Annotated in this window: 14 protein-coding genes and 3 pseudogenes; 10 read left to right on the forward strand and 7 right to left on the reverse strand. The window is 60.0% G+C overall.

The window, feature by feature from the left end; all coding sequences use genetic code 11:
• Positions 1 to 373: 373 nt before the first annotated feature.
• The 9 genes from BT264_RS35580 (at position 374) to BT264_RS35620 (ending at position 8,977) form a co-directional block, all read left to right on the forward strand.
• Complete coding sequence (locus BT264_RS35580; RefSeq protein ID WP_072445284.1) at positions 374 to 1,165, forward strand: DUF1120 domain-containing protein; 792 nt, start codon at positions 374 to 376, stop codon at positions 1,163 to 1,165.
• Positions 1,166 to 1,186: 21 nt separating this feature from the next.
• Positions 1,187 to 1,924 carry a DUF1120 domain-containing protein gene (locus BT264_RS35585; RefSeq protein WP_072445285.1) on the forward strand — a complete coding sequence of 246 codons (738 nt, stop codon included), beginning with the start codon at positions 1,187 to 1,189 and terminating at the stop codon, positions 1,922 to 1,924.
• A gap of 587 nt (positions 1,925 to 2,511) precedes the next feature.
• On the forward strand, positions 2,512 to 3,222 hold the full coding sequence (locus BT264_RS35590) for a fimbria/pilus chaperone family protein (protein ID WP_072445286.1): 711 nt from the start codon (positions 2,512 to 2,514) through the stop codon (positions 3,220 to 3,222).
• A 65-nt stretch (positions 3,223 to 3,287) separates the two neighbouring features.
• On the forward strand, positions 3,288 to 5,801 hold the full coding sequence (locus BT264_RS35595) for a fimbria/pilus outer membrane usher protein (protein ID WP_072445287.1): 2,514 nt from the start codon (positions 3,288 to 3,290) through the stop codon (positions 5,799 to 5,801).
• Between the two features lie 10 nt (positions 5,802 to 5,811).
• Positions 5,812 to 6,447, forward strand: a complete 636-nt coding sequence (locus tag BT264_RS35600) for a DUF1120 domain-containing protein (RefSeq protein WP_143155825.1) — start codon at positions 5,812 to 5,814, stop codon at positions 6,445 to 6,447.
• Positions 6,448 to 6,878: 431 nt separating this feature from the next.
• Positions 6,879 to 7,565: a DUF2968 domain-containing protein gene (locus BT264_RS35605; protein WP_309146473.1), complete on the forward strand. Its 687-nt coding sequence runs from the start codon at positions 6,879 to 6,881 to the stop codon at positions 7,563 to 7,565.
• A 108-nt stretch (positions 7,566 to 7,673) separates the two neighbouring features.
• Positions 7,674 to 8,447: a carbonic anhydrase family protein gene (locus BT264_RS35610; RefSeq protein ID WP_072445290.1), complete on the forward strand. Its 774-nt coding sequence runs from the start codon at positions 7,674 to 7,676 to the stop codon at positions 8,445 to 8,447.
• A 69-nt stretch (positions 8,448 to 8,516) separates the two neighbouring features.
• Positions 8,517 to 8,687 (forward strand): glycosyltransferase, encoded by a 171-nt coding sequence (locus tag BT264_RS35615; protein ID WP_083534391.1) that lies wholly within the window; start codon positions 8,517 to 8,519, stop codon positions 8,685 to 8,687.
• Positions 8,688 to 8,743: 56 nt separating this feature from the next.
• On the forward strand, positions 8,744 to 8,977 hold the full coding sequence (locus tag BT264_RS35620; RefSeq protein WP_072445291.1) for a hypothetical protein: 234 nt from the start codon (positions 8,744 to 8,746) through the stop codon (positions 8,975 to 8,977).
• Here BT264_RS35620 and BT264_RS35625 read toward each other — a convergent pair.
• From BT264_RS35625 to BT264_RS35650, 7 genes and pseudogenes are all read right to left on the reverse strand, one after another.
• Positions 8,977 to 9,195 (reverse strand): annotated as a pseudogene (locus BT264_RS35625) (isopentenyl-diphosphate Delta-isomerase); the annotation flags it as partial. The gene BT264_RS35620 and the pseudogene BT264_RS35625 sit on opposite strands and share 1 nt — an antisense overlap.
• Positions 9,180 to 11,272: pseudogene (dxs, locus tag BT264_RS35630) on the reverse strand (1-deoxy-D-xylulose-5-phosphate synthase). The pseudogenes dxs and BT264_RS35625, both read right to left, overlap by 16 nt.
• A 38-nt stretch (positions 11,273 to 11,310) precedes the next feature.
• Positions 11,311 to 13,194 (reverse strand): O-linked N-acetylglucosamine transferase, SPINDLY family protein, encoded by a 1,884-nt coding sequence (locus BT264_RS35635; RefSeq protein WP_083596255.1) that lies wholly within the window; start codon positions 13,192 to 13,194, stop codon positions 11,311 to 11,313.
• Between the two features lie 17 nt (positions 13,195 to 13,211).
• The gene (locus BT264_RS35640) at positions 13,212 to 13,799 is read right to left on the reverse strand and encodes an IS630 family transposase (RefSeq protein WP_110281462.1); all 588 of its coding nucleotides are present in this window, start codon (positions 13,797 to 13,799) and stop codon (positions 13,212 to 13,214) included.
• A 54-nt stretch (positions 13,800 to 13,853) separates the two neighbouring features.
• A complete protein-coding gene (locus BT264_RS38845) occupies positions 13,854 to 13,991 on the reverse strand; it encodes a winged helix-turn-helix domain-containing protein (protein ID WP_218173368.1) in 138 nt (45 codons plus the stop codon).
• 29 nt (positions 13,992 to 14,020) lie between these two features.
• Positions 14,021 to 14,371, reverse strand: coding sequence for a helix-turn-helix domain-containing protein (locus BT264_RS40640; RefSeq protein WP_110281460.1), 351 nt, complete (start codon positions 14,369 to 14,371; stop codon positions 14,021 to 14,023).
• Positions 14,372 to 14,720: 349 nt separating this feature from the next.
• A complete protein-coding gene (locus BT264_RS35650) occupies positions 14,721 to 15,770 on the reverse strand; it encodes a TerC/Alx family metal homeostasis membrane protein (protein ID WP_072445294.1) in 1,050 nt (349 codons plus the stop codon).
• A gap of 517 nt (positions 15,771 to 16,287) precedes the next feature.
• On the opposite strand from BT264_RS35650, the pseudogene BT264_RS35655 reads away from it, so the two are divergent.
• Positions 16,288 to 16,503, forward strand: a pseudogene (locus tag BT264_RS35655) (IS5/IS1182 family transposase); the annotation flags it as partial.

Below are 16,503 nucleotides of genomic sequence, written 5' to 3' on the forward strand. Positions count from 1 at the left end.
TGCAAATGCATCCAGCAACAGCCTCCATCTTTCAATTGACCCTGCCTCGTTTTCGCGTACAGCAACTCATGCAGCGCTCAACCTGACCTTGTACTCGACGAGGGTGAGGTAGTCGATCGAGGTATGCAGGCGTCACCTATTGTAATAGCCTTTGACCTGGCTTCAATCACCCCGAATCCCCCACCGCCGATCTCCGACGCATGACCTGCGCCAACGACGCCTCCTCCTTTCCGCACGAACTTGGGCTCCCGCCCCTCGATAAATATCGGACCAGTCTCATGCATGTACGGACACGTCATCTCGGAAAAAATTTTCATATCCCTACAATTCTTTCACCGGAGTCAACACACTTGATTCGGTGGATTTTCGTCCGATGCACTCCTGCTTCTTAACCCCTAAACAGCGCTCGCGCATCGGGGAAATGCAGGTTCAACCTTTACTTTACATTCGTATGAATAAAAAAATCTATCTGGCAATCGCATTGCCCACGCTGCTCACCTGCAGTGCTGCCGCCTTTGCGCAAACGTCCGCGACCCTCGTCGTTAATGGCACGATCACTCCGCCTGCGTGCAACATCTCGCTCCCCAGCGGCACCATCGTCGATTTCGAATCGCGCTCATTCAGCACACTGAACGTTGACGGCACCAAGATCGATCCAAAAACCGTCGATATGAACATCAGCTGCGAAGCACCCACACGGGTCGGCCTCGCCATCACCGATGACAAGGCCGCTACGAAGATCGCCAAGGCCGATGTTGCCAGCAATCGCTGGGCCCATACCACGCCCAACGACAGCTACGTCTTCGGCCTCGGCACAACCGGCAACTCAGCCGAAGGCGGCATCAAGATCGGCGGCCTCATGCTCGGTTTCGCCGGAGGTACTGTCAATATCGAGACCGCAGGCGGTTCAGCGGAAGCTGGTGTGATCTACACCACCGACCACACCACCACCGGCAACTGGTCGTCCGATACGACGCTCAAGCAATACTTCTCCCCGTCCCAGACCTATTCCTGGGCCACTAGCGGCACCTTCACTCCCACGCCGATCACAAACGTCGACGGCAACATTTCGATTACTCCGACCATCGCTAAGTCCGTGACGCTCCCGACTACCGACAAGATTGAGTTCGATGGCAGCATCACGTTCAACTTGGTCTACCTCTGATCATCAGGAATACATACGAACATGAAACTTCATCAATTCATCGCACCGGCCGCCGCGCTCGCACTGCTCGGCGTCACCTGTTCAGCCATGGCCCAACAAACCTCCGCCACGATCGAAGTCCGCGGTGAAATCACCCCGCCGGCATGCAACATCGGCTTCGACCGCAACGGCGAACTCACGTTCACGCGTGCGTTCAATGCGCTCGACGCAGGTGGGACCAAGCTCGAATCGCAGAATATTGACATGAACGTCAGCTGCGAAGCGCCGACCCGCGTCGCCGTGAAGCTCACCGACGCAAAGGCCGCCTCGAAGATCGCCTACAGCGACGTCTCGTCCTCGGCATGGGTCGACGCCACGGCGGCCAGTAACTGGTCTGGCTCCATCTTTGGCCTCGGCACGACGCCGGACGGCGAAAACAATCCACAGAAGATCGGCGGTTTTATGATCCAGGTGCCTAGCGGTGACGCAACCGTCGATAACCAGCCAGGCAAAATGGCGGGGCTGCAGGCTAACGATACGCTGTATTACTCCGGCCAGTCTTTTAGAGATTCGACGCTAGCGACCGAGAACGACGGTATCAGGAACGGCTACACCTTCTATACGGGCGGTTGGCGAGGCAGCGGGACGGTTCCGGTCGCCTTTGAGACTGCCGCCACTACGCTGACGGTCACGCCGACCATCACCAAGCCGGCGAATCTGCCGGCCGGCGACGAAATCCAACTCGACGGCCAGGTGAACTTCGAACTGCGCTATCTGTAATGCGATCCTGCGGCATGTGTCGATCGACACATGCCGCTCTCCGCTGCTTTTCATTTTTCACCTCGATCAAATTGCTGATTGAAGGCATGTCGCCGATTATCAATCACCTTATTGATTATTTCCACCACTACCAATAGCATAAAAATAAAATCCAATCTGGATGTAGCAATTCATGATGCATCCCTAATCACCTATCCAATCCTGTGAATCCAGTTCGGATTCGCCCCCCTCACGCCCCCTTGATACCGGCAAATCCCATCCGCCGACGACCTCGCCTATCGAAAGATCAGGCGTATTGTCGAACCGGATCGACACACGTCCTCGCCTCACTGCATCAAGCGTTTCAAGCACATCACACAGCCCTCCCCATCCACACATCGCTTATTAAGGGTGCGAACAAAATAACTCTCCGCCGGAAAAATCGGACCAGTCCTATCACTCACGGGACCTGGTCGGATCGTCATTTCCCTGCCCGCCCATACAATTACCACATCGAGACAAAACGACACTTTCATCTACTGATGACGCCTAATAATTCGATATTAACCATATCGAATCGACAACCTCTCAAACAGGAAAACTCGAAAATGAAATCACTGAATAAATTCAAATGGATTGCCCCCTTCTCCCTGGCGGCTTCGGCAGTGCTCGGCCTGACGCAGGCTCACGCGGGCGGCCCGCTTCCCGAAACGTCGGTCGTGCTCGTTCGCGAATCGGAAGGCGGCGGCAGCATCAAGATCACGAACACCGAGCCGACGCCGATCCTGCTGATGACGACGATCGAGAATATCCCCGAAGACGAGGAAAAGCTCGTGCTCGCGACGCCGCCGGTTGCACGCGTCGAACCCGGCGAAACGCAGCTCGTGCGCTTCATCATGACGGGCTCGGCACCGCTCGACAAGGAACGGCTGAAGCGCGTGACGTTCGAGGGCATTCCGGAAGTCAGCAAGGGCAGCAACACGGTGCGGATGACGGTTCGCCAAAACCTTCCGATGCTGATCCTGCCGAAGGGCGGCAAGTCCGAACGCGCACCGTGGACCAAGCTGACCGCCCACGTCGAAGGCGGCGAACTCGAATTGCGCAATCCGAGCAGCCATGTGGTCCGTCTCGATCAGACCGTCACCGTGATGCCGGGCGACTACTCGGTGACGCTGCCGAAGTCATACCTGCTGCCCGGCGAGTCCGTTCGCGCAGCCGCCAAGGCGCCGCTCGATCCCTCGCAGGCAACGACGGCCCGGATCTACCCGGCCACCGTCTACGGATACATGGTCAACAACCACGATCTGTCGATTCGCTAACAGGCCCCATTCACGGCGGTCCCGCACCCCGCCGCGCCTCGTGCGCGGCAACCATTCGCGCCATCATGTCCGACATCCGCTTCGATCACCAGCCTCGCCTACCCGCGCTCACCCGCTGCGCCACCCTCGTGGTGGCGGCGTTCGGCGCGATCGGCAGCGTCGATGCCGCGGAGTCGACGTTCGATCCCGACGTGCTGCGCGCCCGCGGCATTGATCCCGCCATCGCCGAGCGCTTCAAGTCGTCTGCCCGTTTCATCGGCGCCAACACGCCGATCGATCTCGTCGTGAACGGAAGAAAGATCGGCCGGGTCAACGCGACGTTCGACGATGACGGCCGCCTGTGCATGGACACCGCGTTCCTTCAATCGGCACACCTGAAGCCTGTCGACACCGCATCGGATGCCGGCGCGGCCGACATGGCCGCCGAGACCGCGCGCGCGGTCTCGCCCGCGTGCCGCGCATTCGTCGACGCGTATCCGACGACGATCGTGCGTCTGAATCCGGCACAGCAGACGGTCGATATCGTCACGCCGCCGGAAGCGCAGGCGGCGCGCGAGGTACAGAGCCGCGAATTCGGCCAGCATGGCGCCGCAGGCATCCTGAACTACAGAATGCTCACGACCCACAATCGCTACGCGAGCGGCTCGAGCCAGTTCGTGCAAGCATCGACCGAAGCCGGATTCAACTACAACGGCTGGATCGTGCGCTCCCAGGATTATTTCTCGGCGCGCAACGGCACCCAGCAATGGGATCACCTAACCGCCTACGCACAACGCACGTTCGACCGCTACGGGTCGGTCGTCCAGTTCGGCCAGATCAACACGCAAGGCGAGATCGTCGGCGGCGTGCCGCTCGACGGCATCCAGTTATTCCCGGAACAGGCGCTCGCGCCGCAAACCACCGGGCAATCGCTGATCCAGGGCATCGCAAACTCGCAGGCGCGCGTCGAGATTCGTCAGAACGGCATCCTAATTCATTCGACCGTCGTCCCCCCGGGCCCGTTTACGTTGTCAGACGTGCAGTTGACGTCGACCACGCGCGACGTGACGGTCACCGTCATCGAAACCGACAACTCGCAGCACCAGTTCGTCGTGCCGGCGGCGGCGCTGCAGCAGGTCAATATTGAACCGCCGACCGGCCCGAGCTTCGCGATCGGCAAGGTGCGAGGGATCGAGGGCGACACCGATGGGCAAATCTGGCTCGCGAGCGCGACCTACGGCCTTTCACTCGGCAAGCAGGCAAACCTGACCGGTGCTGCGACACTCTCGAACGGCTACCGCGCGGTCGGCAGCCGAATCGATACGCTGCCGTGGTCAGGCGCAAGCTTTAGTGCGCAGGTGACGGGCGCCGACGACCGGCGCGTCGGCGAACGCGGCATCCAGACCATGATGCTGGGGTCGGTGCAATTGCCGTGGAATTTCTCGCTGAACGCGTCCGAGACACGCCGCACACCGGGTTATCGAGACGTGCTCGAAACGATCGGGCGCCCGTCCGGCCCGGGCAATCCGGCCGTCGACGACGGGCCGTGGCTTGACACGCGAGCGCAGCTCCAACGCTCGCTTGGTATGTCATGGTCGAATCCGAAGTTCGGCGCGATCGGCGTCAGCTACAGCAGTTCGTCGACGTTCAGCGGATCGGACTCGAAGCGATTGTTCGTGTCATGGGGGCGACAGTTCGGCCCCGTCAGCCTGTCCGTGTCGCTCGACCGCGACATGGGCTCCAGCGAACAAAGCCGCACGGGCACCAATGTATTCACCACCGCCACGTTTCCGCTGGGACGCAACAGTAATTCGCTCTACGCGAGCCGCGCGGGCAAACGCCAAAGCTTCGGAGTCCGCACGAGCGCGGCAATCAACGACTACTCGAACTACTCGCTGTCAGCGGGTTACGACGACCGCAGCAAGCAGCCGGCATTCAGCGGCAGCCTGAACGCCACGCCACGCTACACGCAGCTCGCATTCAGTTCGAGCGTGTCCGGCAGCAGTTCGTCGTTCTCGGCGCAAGCGTCCGGCGGCGCGGTGCTGCACCGCCATGGCGTGACGTTCTCGCCGTACCCGGTCCGCGACACGTTCGGCATCATCCGTGTCGGCGATCTCTCGGGCGTCGGCCTTAGCACGCCTGCCGGCCGGGTCTGGACCGATGGCGCGGGCCGCGCGGTAATCGCATCGCTGCCCGCGTACAGCACCGGCAGGATCGAGGTCGCAACCAAGACGCTCGCCCGCAACGTCGATCTCGTCAACGGCTACCAGCCGGTAACGTCGGGGCGCGGCGGCGTCAGCAACGTCGCGTTCGATGTGGTCAAGGTCCGTCGCGCGCTGCTGACCGCCCGAGACGACAACGGCGGCCACCTGCCGCGAGGTGCGTCGGTCAACGACGAGGACGGCAATTTCGTCACGCTCGTCGGCGACGACGGCGCCATTTTCCTGCCGGACGTTGGCATCGACACCCCTCCCGCACTGATCGTCCGCGACGCGATCGGCAACGAGTGCTCACTGGGCTTCGCGTTGCCGGACAAGCCGGATGCCGATGCCCCCTATGAACGCGCGGACGCTCAATGCCGCGCAGTCGCTGCCCGTTGAAGGAATCACAATGAAGTTTCGCACCCTCTACCGATTCATGCCCGCGCTGGTCGCGCTGGCCGCCATCGGCGCACCGCTTGCCGACGCGAACGCACAGCCTTCCTTCCCGCCGCAGGTGAAACCCGTCGGGTACGATCAGTTCCGCCCGCTGCCGATCGCGCCGCCCGTGCAACGCAAATGCGAAGTGTCGATCGGCCAGGGTCGCGTCGAATACGGCGAGCATTCCGCCGGCGAACTGCAGCCGGCCGGCAAGCGACGGCTGACTTTCGGCAAGCGCACGCTCCCGCTCGCCGTCACCTGCCCGACCCCCGCCACCCTGTCGCTTTCGCTGCGGGGACGCGCGAATACAAACGGCGACCTCGCGTTCGGCACGCTGGGCACCACACGACTGACACTCGGCGACGCGACGCTCGATGGGCGGAAAGTCCAGTTGCAATCGAACGCGGGGACATCGCAACCCGCTGACACCATCACGGTGTCGGTCGGAACTCCGGTCACGATCGTCGCCGCGCAGGGTACCGAGGCACGCGGGCGGACACTGCTCGCGACGCTGACCATCGAATCGACGATTCCCCTCGGCTCCGCGAGGTTCACCGATCTCACCGACCTGAGTTCGGATGCGGTGATCGAGGTGACCGAACTCTGATCATCGGTGCCTCACACCGCCCCGATGGGCGTTCCGGATACCACATGATACAGCCCCAATAACCGGGATGCACGGAATCCAGTGCGCAACAAAAACAGCTTGCCAAGCTGTTTGAATCGCACAGGTACTTTTCGTACTAGTACGCATCACGATCGAGCCAAACCCATTTATTGAGCACCCGTAACGCGAAAAAATACAGGTCATGACAACGACGTCGTGAAGCAAACCTGCGCAACCATCGCGATGCGTCAAACCGCTTCAGGATACCTTCGGATTCGCGGTTTCGTTAAGTCGAGTTCAGGCTCGGGTTGATTGCCTCATTACTCGAGGCATTCCCCATCTAAATGCCGACCACAGGCGGACCAACGTTGTCAGACACTGGATCAACCCGCGCCGCCGGCGTGTCCCATTACTGTCATTCAGGAGAGATCGTGCGCGCCAGCCCGACTTACATGATTCGCATCGTTGCGGCCCTGACGGCGGCTCAGTTCGTCGCAGGCGCCGCGCTCGCCGCCGATGCCTCCAGCGGCACAGTGCCGCTGGCCGGCAGCCGGCCGGGCGCCACCACCCTGACGCCGGCGGACGACGCGTCGGGTGCCACTCAGGGCGACGTGGCCCAGCTCGCGCAATACCTGCGTGACGGTCAACTGACCGAAATGCGCACGACGTACAACGGCAGCTATGGCGCGAGCATCTTCTTCCATACGCGGGAGATGACTTACTACGTCGCGCTCTTCCAGAACAAGAGCTTCTGGCGAGTCGTCAAGACACAGGAGCGGCCGCGCGCGGAAATGATCTACAACAACTTTGTGCAGCAAACGGTCAAGCTCTCCGAGGTCGAAATCCAGCGTAGCGATCTCGATGCGCAGAAGCAGTTTCTCGAACGCGTCATTTTCGTGTCCGAACAGAAAGCCGATCGGCTGCGCGCCGATATCGCGGTCGCGCGCGAGCAGCAGGCGCAGGTCAACGCACGTCAGCGCACCACGCGTCAGCAAACGGAAGCGCTTCAGGTCGAGAACAAGGCCGCTCAGATCCAGCTCGACAACATGCGCAAACAGGTTGAGAAACTGCAACGTGAGTCGGAGTCCGGTCTACCGGCGTTTCATCCGCAGCACTGACGCGTCGCATCGGGTATTTTCGCGCCGATCAATCGCATGCCATTCCCAATCCATAAAGGAAAACGCGCGCGCGGATCGCCCTGATTCGCGCGGGCTTGTCATTTAAAAATGAAGACGATCAACATCCTGCCAATCTTCACCCCGATTGCCTGCGCAATCGCAATCGCGATTCCGTCGGCCAACGCTGCCGACGCATCCGTGCGCGCGGGCGGCCACACATCGGCCCATGGATTCGATTACGGTCACCAGCACGCATGGCATCTCGAATCCGGCAATTCGCAGTCGCCGATCAACATCGAGACGAAGGCGATCACGCGCGCGGAGGCGTTCGACGACGAAGACGACGCCATCTCCATTCACTCCGATCACGCCAGCGCAAAAGTGATCGATACCGGCCACACGATCCAGATCGTGCCCGGGAGCGGCAGCGCAACGATCCGTGGCCGCCACTTCACGCTCCAGCAGATTCACTTCCACGCGCCGGCCGAGCATACGCTGGACGGCAAGACCTATCCGCTCGAAGGGCATTTCGTGTTCCGCGCGCAGGATGGCCGACTGGCGGTCGTCGCGGTTTTCTATCGCCCCGGCGCCGGAAATGTACAGTTCGCTGCGGCCATGCGCGCGGTGAAGCACGGCGAGACGACCGAAATCGCATCGTTCGACGCCGACATGCTGTTGCCGAAGCGTATCGACAACTATTTCCATTACCTCGGCTCGTTGACCACACCGCCTTTGATCGAAAACGTCGAGTGGTACGTGATCACGGATCCCGCCGAACTGTCGGTCGCCGACATCGGCGCATTCACCCAGCACTACTCGCACAATGCGCGCAACGCACAACCGCTAAACGGTCGGCCGCTGCTTCGATACGGGTCGCACTGAACGCAGGATTTCGCCCACCCAGCATTGGAGGCGTCACGCCACTCGCTTCCTTCATCCTCCCTGTGTTCAATGGGCGAGCGCTATATCTCAAAAAATATCGCGTCGATCCTCAATCAATCGCTCGGCGATTGCGAACTGATTGTCGTCAACGATGGATCGACCGATCGGACGCGCGAACGCATCGCGGAAAATTCATTTCCCTGCAGGATGCCGGCGACATTTCCAATGTCGCCAGACTGAAGACACAGTCACGCCTGATTAATGGCCAACCCCGTATCGCTGTACTTGGCGCGGTGATGGCTAGCTTTGGCCGCAGCACGCAAACACAGCGGCCCACGGTGCCCCTGGATGACGGGAACATCAAGGTCCAGTTGCTTGCCGGCGCGGGAAACATCTACAACCCGACCGCCATGCCGCGGAAGACGTTCGTCGACAAACATGCGCTAGCCTGGCGCGCCGAGCATGGTTCGGTATTCGACCGGGCATTCTATGTCGACGCCACGATGCACGGCGACAAGTTCGCCAACTGAGCCGCGCCGGGACGCGGGTGACCGCAGTAGGTATTGGACCAAAGCCCGCCCGAATGGTATTTGCCGGGCGCACGCTGCTGCAGCATCAATCGCCCAGCCGAGTCGAACACGAAGATCGAGAAGGCGCGATGCAGCAGCCCTTCGCGATGCGCGCGCATTTTTTCGCATACTCCGACCGGTCGGTCGTCGGCATCGACCAGGATCAGGCGTTCTTCCACCGTTGCCTCCCGTCGTCGCCGCGCTGCTGGAGCGCGACTGCCTGACCCAGTTCGAGGGCGCGGCGATCCGCATCCGGCGTGTCGTCGCGGTGCGGCGGAACGGAATTCGCATCCGGCGCGACGATTGAAGCTGCCCCCCAGCCAAGCCGTGCCACGAAACGATCGACGGCAGCCTCGATGCCGGTCGCGTCGAGACCGTGCAGGCTCAATAGCTGGCCAGGTTCGCCGTGCTCGACGAATGCGTCGGGCAGTCCGAGCCGCAAGACGAAACAGCGCAACTGCATGTCGGCCAGCGCCTCGACGCAGGCGGCGGCGCCACCGCCGTTCGTGCAACCCTCTTCGACGGTGACGAGCACATCGTGTGTTGTCGCGATGTCGCGCAGTCGAACGATATCGAGCGGTTTGACGAAGCGCATGTCGACCACCGTCGCGTCGAAGGAGGCAGCCGCCACGACACTGGGCGCGACCATCGTTCCGAAGGCGAGAAACGCGATTCGCCGACCTGCCGCCGCACCGCTCGACCGCCGCAACGCGGAGATGCCAATCGGCAACGCCGTCAGCTCGGCCTCGATCGTTGCGCCAGGGCCAGTGCCGCGCGGATAACGGACCGCGCACGGCCCCGGATGGCGCAGCGCGGTGTGCAGCATCTGCCGGCATTCGTTCTCGTCCGACGGCGCCATCACCACGAGATTCGGCACGCAGCGCAGGTATGCCAGATCGAATGCGCCCATGTGCGTCGCGCCATCGGCGCCGACGATGCCGGCGCGATCGATCTCGAACGTGACGGGCAGGTTCTGCAGCGCGACGTCGTGTATGAGCTGGTCGTAGCCGCGCGGCAGGAAGGTCGAGTAGATCGCGACGACGGGGCGCATGCCCTCCGCAGCGAGGCCCGCCGCAAACGTCACGGCATGCTGCTCGGCAATCGCAACGTCGAAGTAGCAATCGGGGAAACGACGCTCGAAGTCGACGAGTCCGGAGCCGTCGCGCATCGCGGGCGTGATCGCGACGATCCGCTCGTCGCGTGCCGCTTCGTCGCACAGCCAGTCGGAAAACACCCGCGCGTAGGTTGGCCAGCCGGGTTTGCCGGCAACAATGCCGACTGCCGGATCGAATCGTCCGGGGCCGTGATACCGGACCGGGTCGACTTCCGCACGCGCATAGCCATGGCCTTTCTGCGCAACGACGTGCAGCAGGTGCGGCCCGGGCACACGTTTGAGATTCAGGAGTGCGTCCACGTCATGGCCGTCGATCGGCCCGGTATAGTTCAGGCCGAATTCCTCGAACAAGGTGGTCGGCGCGAACCATCCCTTGACCTGCGTTTCCATCCGACTCGCGAACTGGCGCGTCGGCGGGGCGAGATTCAGGACGTCTTGCACATGCCGCTTCGTTTGCGTGTAGGTTCGGCCGTCAGCCGGCCGAGCGCGTGCCGCAGCGCGCCCACCGGCGGCGAGATCGACATGTCGTTGTCGTTGAGCAGCACGATGAACGGCAGGTCGCCGGCGACACTGGCGTTATTGAGCGCCTCGAACGCCATTCCGGCGGACAGCGCGCCGTCGCCGATCACCGCGACGCAATGGCACGCCTCGCGCTTCAGGCGTGCCGCGTGCACCATCCCGAGCGCGGCTGAGATCGACGTGCTTGAGTGTGCGGTGCCGAACGCATCGTATTCCGACTCGGTCCGGCACGGAAATCCGGAGATGCCGCCGACTTGCCGGATACCTGCCATCGCATCACGGCGGCCGGTCAGGATCTTGTGCGGATACGATTGATGGCCGACGTCCCAGACGATCCGGTCGTACGGCGTGTCGAATGCGTAATGCAACGCAATCGCCACCTCGACACTGCCGAGATTCGACGCCAGATGCCCGCTCGTCCGCGAGACGCTGTCGAGCACGAAAGCGCGCAGTTCATCGGCGAGCGGCGGCAGCGCACGCACCGGCAGGCGCCGGAGATCGGCGGGAAACCAGATGTCCTGCAGGATGGTGGTCATGATGTCTCCCCCGTAGCACGACGAGATTCGCCGAATGCGGTTCCAATGACGTGGCGTTAATGGAATGGACGCCGGAGAGCGCGCCATCCCGGGGGCTGGCGTCACTGGACGAGAGAGGAATTACATTATGAACCGACATGGATTCGCCACATCTCTGCGTACGCAGCCTCAAGATCGGATACAAAACGAGGTGTATCGAATAGCGGTAGCTTGCTCCAGCCCGCTAGATGCTCCTTGATGCGTTGACGTCGTGCCTTATCACGAATTAGTGCTCCGATCAGAGTCTCATAGGTATCGAAGTCGTAAGTGATCAACTCCTCAAGACGTGCTGCATGTAACAAACTTGCGGATACTCTCGATGCAAAAGATTCTCCGGCAATTGCCACAAGCGGACATCCATTTCGCAGCGCATCACTACCGGTCGTATGTGCGCCATATGGGAAGCAATCCAGTGCCATATCAGCAACTTGATAGCGTGCCAGATGCGCACCACCGGGAAGTGGCGGTGCGTAAAAGACTTGCTCTGCAGCGGCTCCGCACGCGGTGATCTCCGATTTGATATTTCCAAAGATGCGTTCAGTGCGAGCATAGAGCCACAGGCATGCGTCTGGATGTTTTTTGAGTACGTTAGCCCATGTTGAGACGATTGTCGGTGTTATCTTGTACGTTGCGTTGAACGCGGCCAGAACCACGGAATCCACGGGGAGCCCATACTGCGTGCGTGCCTTGGGTTCAGCAGCACGACGACGTCGATCGTTAGGTTGATAACAGTTTGGAAGCTGCCAGATTGCCTCATCATAGTATTGCTGCGAGCTGGCGGGAGTAACGAACGGATCGCCTAAAACATAATCGAAATTCGTGGACCCGATAGTTCCCGGGTATCCAAGCCAGCTAACCACTATCCGTGCAGGGCGTGCGGCAGGGACGGACACACGACTCCCCGAGGTGTAACCCTTTAAATCGACCAATATGTCGATATCTAGCGCCACTATTTCTTCTAGCGCTAATTTATCCGACAGATCGCCCATATCATGAAAATGTTCGACATTCCGTCGAAGATTATCAGTTGCAGAATCGGATTTATCTCTTGCGTAGGATAGACAGAAGATCTCAAACCGCTCACGGTTGTGCATCTCCAGAACCTCTCCTAGAAGAGCAAGTGTCGCGTGCTGATAAAAATCATTGGACCAATATGCGATACGTACCCTGCGCGATTCCGTTGGTTTTCCCAGTACCGGAATTGACGGCAAAGTCAACGAGGATGCCGCCTGTTTTTGTGCCAGATGCCGGTGAAACAAAGGATCATCGAGTTGAGATAGAGCCATGAAAGATTGCACCGTTCGGCAATTATCATATGCCTGTCTGAGACGTTGCTCATTCCAGACTTGCGACAGTTCACCGAGCTCTCCCGCCGACTGCAGGAGATAAACATACTGAATGTATGCGGCTGCCGATTGTGGCTGGAGCGAATGCCAACGACGTCCATGCTCGAGCGCCTCATCGAACAAATCAAGCCGCAGGCAAACAATTGCAAGATTCTCCAATGCAGGAACTGAGGCAGCGTTATTTTTAATTACTATTTCCAGCAATGCTTTTGCCTCAGCATTCTTTCCTTGCGCCATAAGTGCTACAGCACGATTGCAGCGGATTAGTTCAGACCCAGGAGAGCGTTGCTCGGCGGCATCGAGGTCGGCGACGCTCTTTCCATGCTCGCCAACGAAGGAGTGCATAAACGCACGTATATTAAATAACAAATAGTGGTCAAACTTCATTATTGCTTGATCCAAGCAGCTGATAGCAGCTTCATGTTGTCCAGTCTGCCACAGCACGCCTGCGAGATCGGACCAAGTTGCCATCGCCGCTGAGTTTTTCGCCAGAAGGAGTTTCGCCTCAAGGATCGCACCTTTTGAGTTCCCCTTCTCCAGCATGGCCGAAAGCTTCTTTGATTGTATCCACATGACGATAACCATTGAAAGTAAGTTTTCACGAGAAATTACTGACAAGTTCATCAAATAGTGCGTGATACTCAAGCGGCGTAACAGACATGTTTCTCGTTGCACCGATTACGAATCACGTTAGGTTCCTTCTGCCAACGATGCAGATGGCTCCGGACGTTCCGGATCATGTCCGCTTTGTTGGTCGGACGGCTCTTGCCGAGCGCGTTGGTTTTCACGTCCTGATTCAGCAATTCATCCGGGTTCAACTCGGGACAGTAGCCGGGCAGCCGGATCAGGCACAAGCGATCGGCGTGCTCGGCGACGAACTGCTTGATAGCAACAGACCGGTGAACCGGATGACCATCGACGATCAGGTAGATCTTCCGGGTAGCCCGCTTGAACAAGCGCTTCAGGAATTCGATGAACATCGCGTTCTTGAACGTGCCCTCGAAGACCATGAAGTTCAACTCCCCGCGATTGGCGATGGCCGAAATCATGTGGCAACTGAAACGGTTCCCGGTGGCGCGCACAATCGGCGTTTGCCCTTTGAGGGCAAAGCTCGTTCCGCTAACGTGATCACTGCGCAGTCCCATTTCGTCGCCCCAGTAGATCGTTGCCTGCTCCCGTTTGACTTCTTTAGCGATCTGCGGGTAGACTTCGTTCAGCCAGCGCTCGATCGCCGCATCGTTTCGCTCATACGTTCATCGCACCGGTTTCTGGGCACTCATGCCTCATGCTTTCACGTACCGGCCAGCCGTGGCCGCCGACACCGTGATGCCGTACTCCCGCTCGATCAACTGCGCCACCGATTCGCGCGTCCACAGGTAGAACGGCAGCACCAATTGGTCGGGCATCCGTTCGATGATCATCTTGCGAATTCCGACCGCCTGCCGGTGATTCATCGGCCGCTTTCCGCTCGGCGGCCGCGTTTGCCAGCTCTGAGCGCTCTCAGTCCACCTTCTCGCGCCGTCTTCATCCACTTGCTCACCGCTCGCACGATGACCTTATAGGTCTTCGCCGCCGCAGTTTGCGTCATTCCGTCACGCACGGCCTCTACCACCGTCTTCCTCAGGTACGCCTGCGTCCCTTGGTCCAACTTTCGGCCATCAGTTTTCGTCTTCGTGACCGTAACGCACCATGAACTATTTGGTGCACTCGTCAGTAACTTGAAATCCGGTGTCGTATCCGCTGAGAAGCTCAGCGTCGATGGTGAGTAGCAATTGGGAGCGCCGCGGCCCGGTCGATTCATCAGGCGCAAATGCGGCGGCGGTCAATCTACAGGCCAACGACTATCGGGGCTACTGTCGCGCAATGTGGCCAAGCTACTGCGGGAACCTTAGACTGAAAATCGAAAACTTCGTCGAAGTGACAACAATTGTAGAACAGGCCCAGCTAGGGAGCCATGAGGCACGTCCGATTCGGAGCGGAAAAGTACTTTAGTTCGTTCGACAACTCGCGCGGCCCCCACGAAACCACGGCCGCCGATCCATGCGGGTGCGTACGGATGGCTCACGCCGTCGTGCCGGCGTCGGGACAGGCGACACCGCGGTCGCCGCAGCCCATGCCGGCGTCGCGGCGTCGATCTCGACAATTGAAAATCAGGCGTTGGCGTCTGCCTCTCCGGCATCGTCGCGATCCTGCTTCGTGGGGAACACCACGCTTGCGACGATCCCGATGGCCAACACAATCAGCACGACAAACAGGCTGACGGTCGGATTGATCGTGTAACCGTGATCGAAAAGATGATCCGTGGCATTCAGCGCCAGCTTCGCCGCAATGAAAAACAGCAGGGCAACCACGGCCTTCTCGAGATGCACGAGGTAGCGCTTCAATGCCTCGAGCACGAAGTACATCGTTCGCAGCCCCAGTATCGCAAAGAGCATCGCTGAATAGACGATCATCGGATCCTTGCTGACGGCGATCACGGCCGGCACGGAGTCGAAGGCGAAGAGCACGTCCGATACCTCAGCGACAACCACGCACAGAAACAGTGGCGTAGCGACCCACGCCCCCTTCCCCGCCAATCGAATGCCGGCGTTTTCCGGCTTCCGGCATTCCGCTTCGAGTTCGGTGCGTCGGACGAAGAATCGGCTGCCCTGGAGCGTCGGCCACACCGGGAAGAACTTGTGCACGGCGCGATAGGCGATGTGGCGCGAATAGTCCGTTTCGGCGGCGTCGCTGTCGTCGTCGCGCAGCATCATGACCGCGGTCCACGCGACGATCGCCGCGAAGACCAGTTCGACCCACGGTCCGAGCGACAGGAGTCCTGTCCCGATGGCGACAAACACGAGGCGGAACACGATCGCCCCAGCAATTCCCCAGTAAAGCACGCGGTGGCGCAGGCCGTCTGGCACCTTGAACCACGCAAAGATCGCCATGAACACGAACAGGTTGTCGATGCTGAGCACTTTCTCAAGCGCGTATCCGGTCACGAAAAGACTCGCGGCTTCCTTGCCATGCGTGCCCCACAGATAGCCGGCAAACGCCAGCGACACGGCGACCCAGAAAATTGACCAAAGCGTCGCCTTGCGCAGCGAGATCGTCGTCTGGTTGCGGTGACTTAGCATATCCACGGCGATCGCACCAAGGGCGAGCAACGCAAATACTGCAATCGTGGTGGGCGGGAATCCCAGGGGCATCGTCGTCATGGTGCTTCGCTATCGTTTCGGTAAATGGGCAGAAGACGATCGTTCGACTGTCTGTGTTCACGGATCGATGCATTATCCGATCGGCTTCCGTCAATGCATCCAAGACCTGCACCGATTTCACTCGTACCGGTACGAAATTCAACGCGCACATCGATCGCCCCCCCCCAACGGTGTTGCTAGCCGTATAGTGCCCGGCCGCTGCGAACATCGCGGATAGTCGTGCCGACGCCGGCAAGCACGACGAGACGAGCGACAAACCGATGTTGTTCCGTCGTCGCAAGGTCGGCTACAACTGACCCACGGCGCAACTGTTCAGTCCGCTCCGAGCAGCACGCGTATCCACATCGCAGAAACCCACTTTGACGAGATCCGGATTTCGTCTAGCAGTTTACCTAGTCGACCATGAACAATCGTGAGCGCCTTATGTGGCGTGGTTCTGAACGCCAAATGAGGTTGTGAGAATTGCAGGGTACGGGCATATTGACGCGTGAACCCTGCAAATTTCGACGAGGTGCGGATGGGTCCGAAGACGCCTGTGACGGAGGGAGATTTCTTCCGGCACCCGTTGCGTGAACAGATCAACTTGAAGCATCCACTGGTCAGTTTGGCCGATCTGATCAACTGGGATCGGTTGGGTGCATCGATGAGCGAGAGCTTCGTTTCACGCAAGGGCCGGCCGGCCACCTCGCCAAGGCTGATCGCCGGCCTGCTGTATCTCCAACACGCGTTCGAC

This window comes from Burkholderia sp. NFPP32 (assembly GCF_900119325.1).
In the GTDB taxonomy this organism is placed as follows: domain Bacteria; phylum Pseudomonadota; class Gammaproteobacteria; order Burkholderiales; family Burkholderiaceae; genus Burkholderia; species Burkholderia pyrrocinia_C.

Excerpts from the sequence above, each read along its gene's own strand:
- BT264_RS35600 (WP_143155825.1), top strand. The coding sequence starts at position 5,812 with ATGAAGTTTCGCACCCTCTACCGATTCATGCCCGCGCTGGTCGCGCTG.
- BT264_RS35590 (WP_072445286.1), top strand. The coding sequence starts at position 2,512 with ATGAAATCACTGAATAAATTCAAATGGATTGCCCCCTTCTCCCTGGCG.
- BT264_RS40640 (WP_110281460.1), bottom strand. The coding sequence starts at position 14,371 with ATGAATCGACCGGGCCGCGGCGCTCCCAATTGCTACTCACCATCGACG.
- BT264_RS35635 (WP_083596255.1), bottom strand. The coding sequence starts at position 13,194 with ATGAACTTGTCAGTAATTTCTCGTGAAAACTTACTTTCAATGGTTATC.
- BT264_RS35620 (WP_072445291.1), top strand. The coding sequence starts at position 8,744 with ATGGCTAGCTTTGGCCGCAGCACGCAAACACAGCGGCCCACGGTGCCC.
- BT264_RS35615 (WP_083534391.1), top strand. The coding sequence starts at position 8,517 with ATGGGCGAGCGCTATATCTCAAAAAATATCGCGTCGATCCTCAATCAA.
- BT264_RS35610 (WP_072445290.1), top strand. The coding sequence starts at position 7,674 with ATGAAGACGATCAACATCCTGCCAATCTTCACCCCGATTGCCTGCGCA.
- BT264_RS35595 (WP_072445287.1), top strand. The coding sequence starts at position 3,288 with ATGTCCGACATCCGCTTCGATCACCAGCCTCGCCTACCCGCGCTCACC.
- BT264_RS38845 (WP_218173368.1), bottom strand. The coding sequence starts at position 13,991 with ATGATCATCGAACGGATGCCCGACCAATTGGTGCTGCCGTTCTACCTG.
- BT264_RS35585 (WP_072445285.1), top strand. The coding sequence starts at position 1,187 with ATGAAACTTCATCAATTCATCGCACCGGCCGCCGCGCTCGCACTGCTC.
- BT264_RS35650 (WP_072445294.1), bottom strand. The coding sequence starts at position 15,770 with ATGACGACGATGCCCCTGGGATTCCCGCCCACCACGATTGCAGTATTT.
- BT264_RS35580 (WP_072445284.1), top strand. The coding sequence starts at position 374 with ATGCACTCCTGCTTCTTAACCCCTAAACAGCGCTCGCGCATCGGGGAA.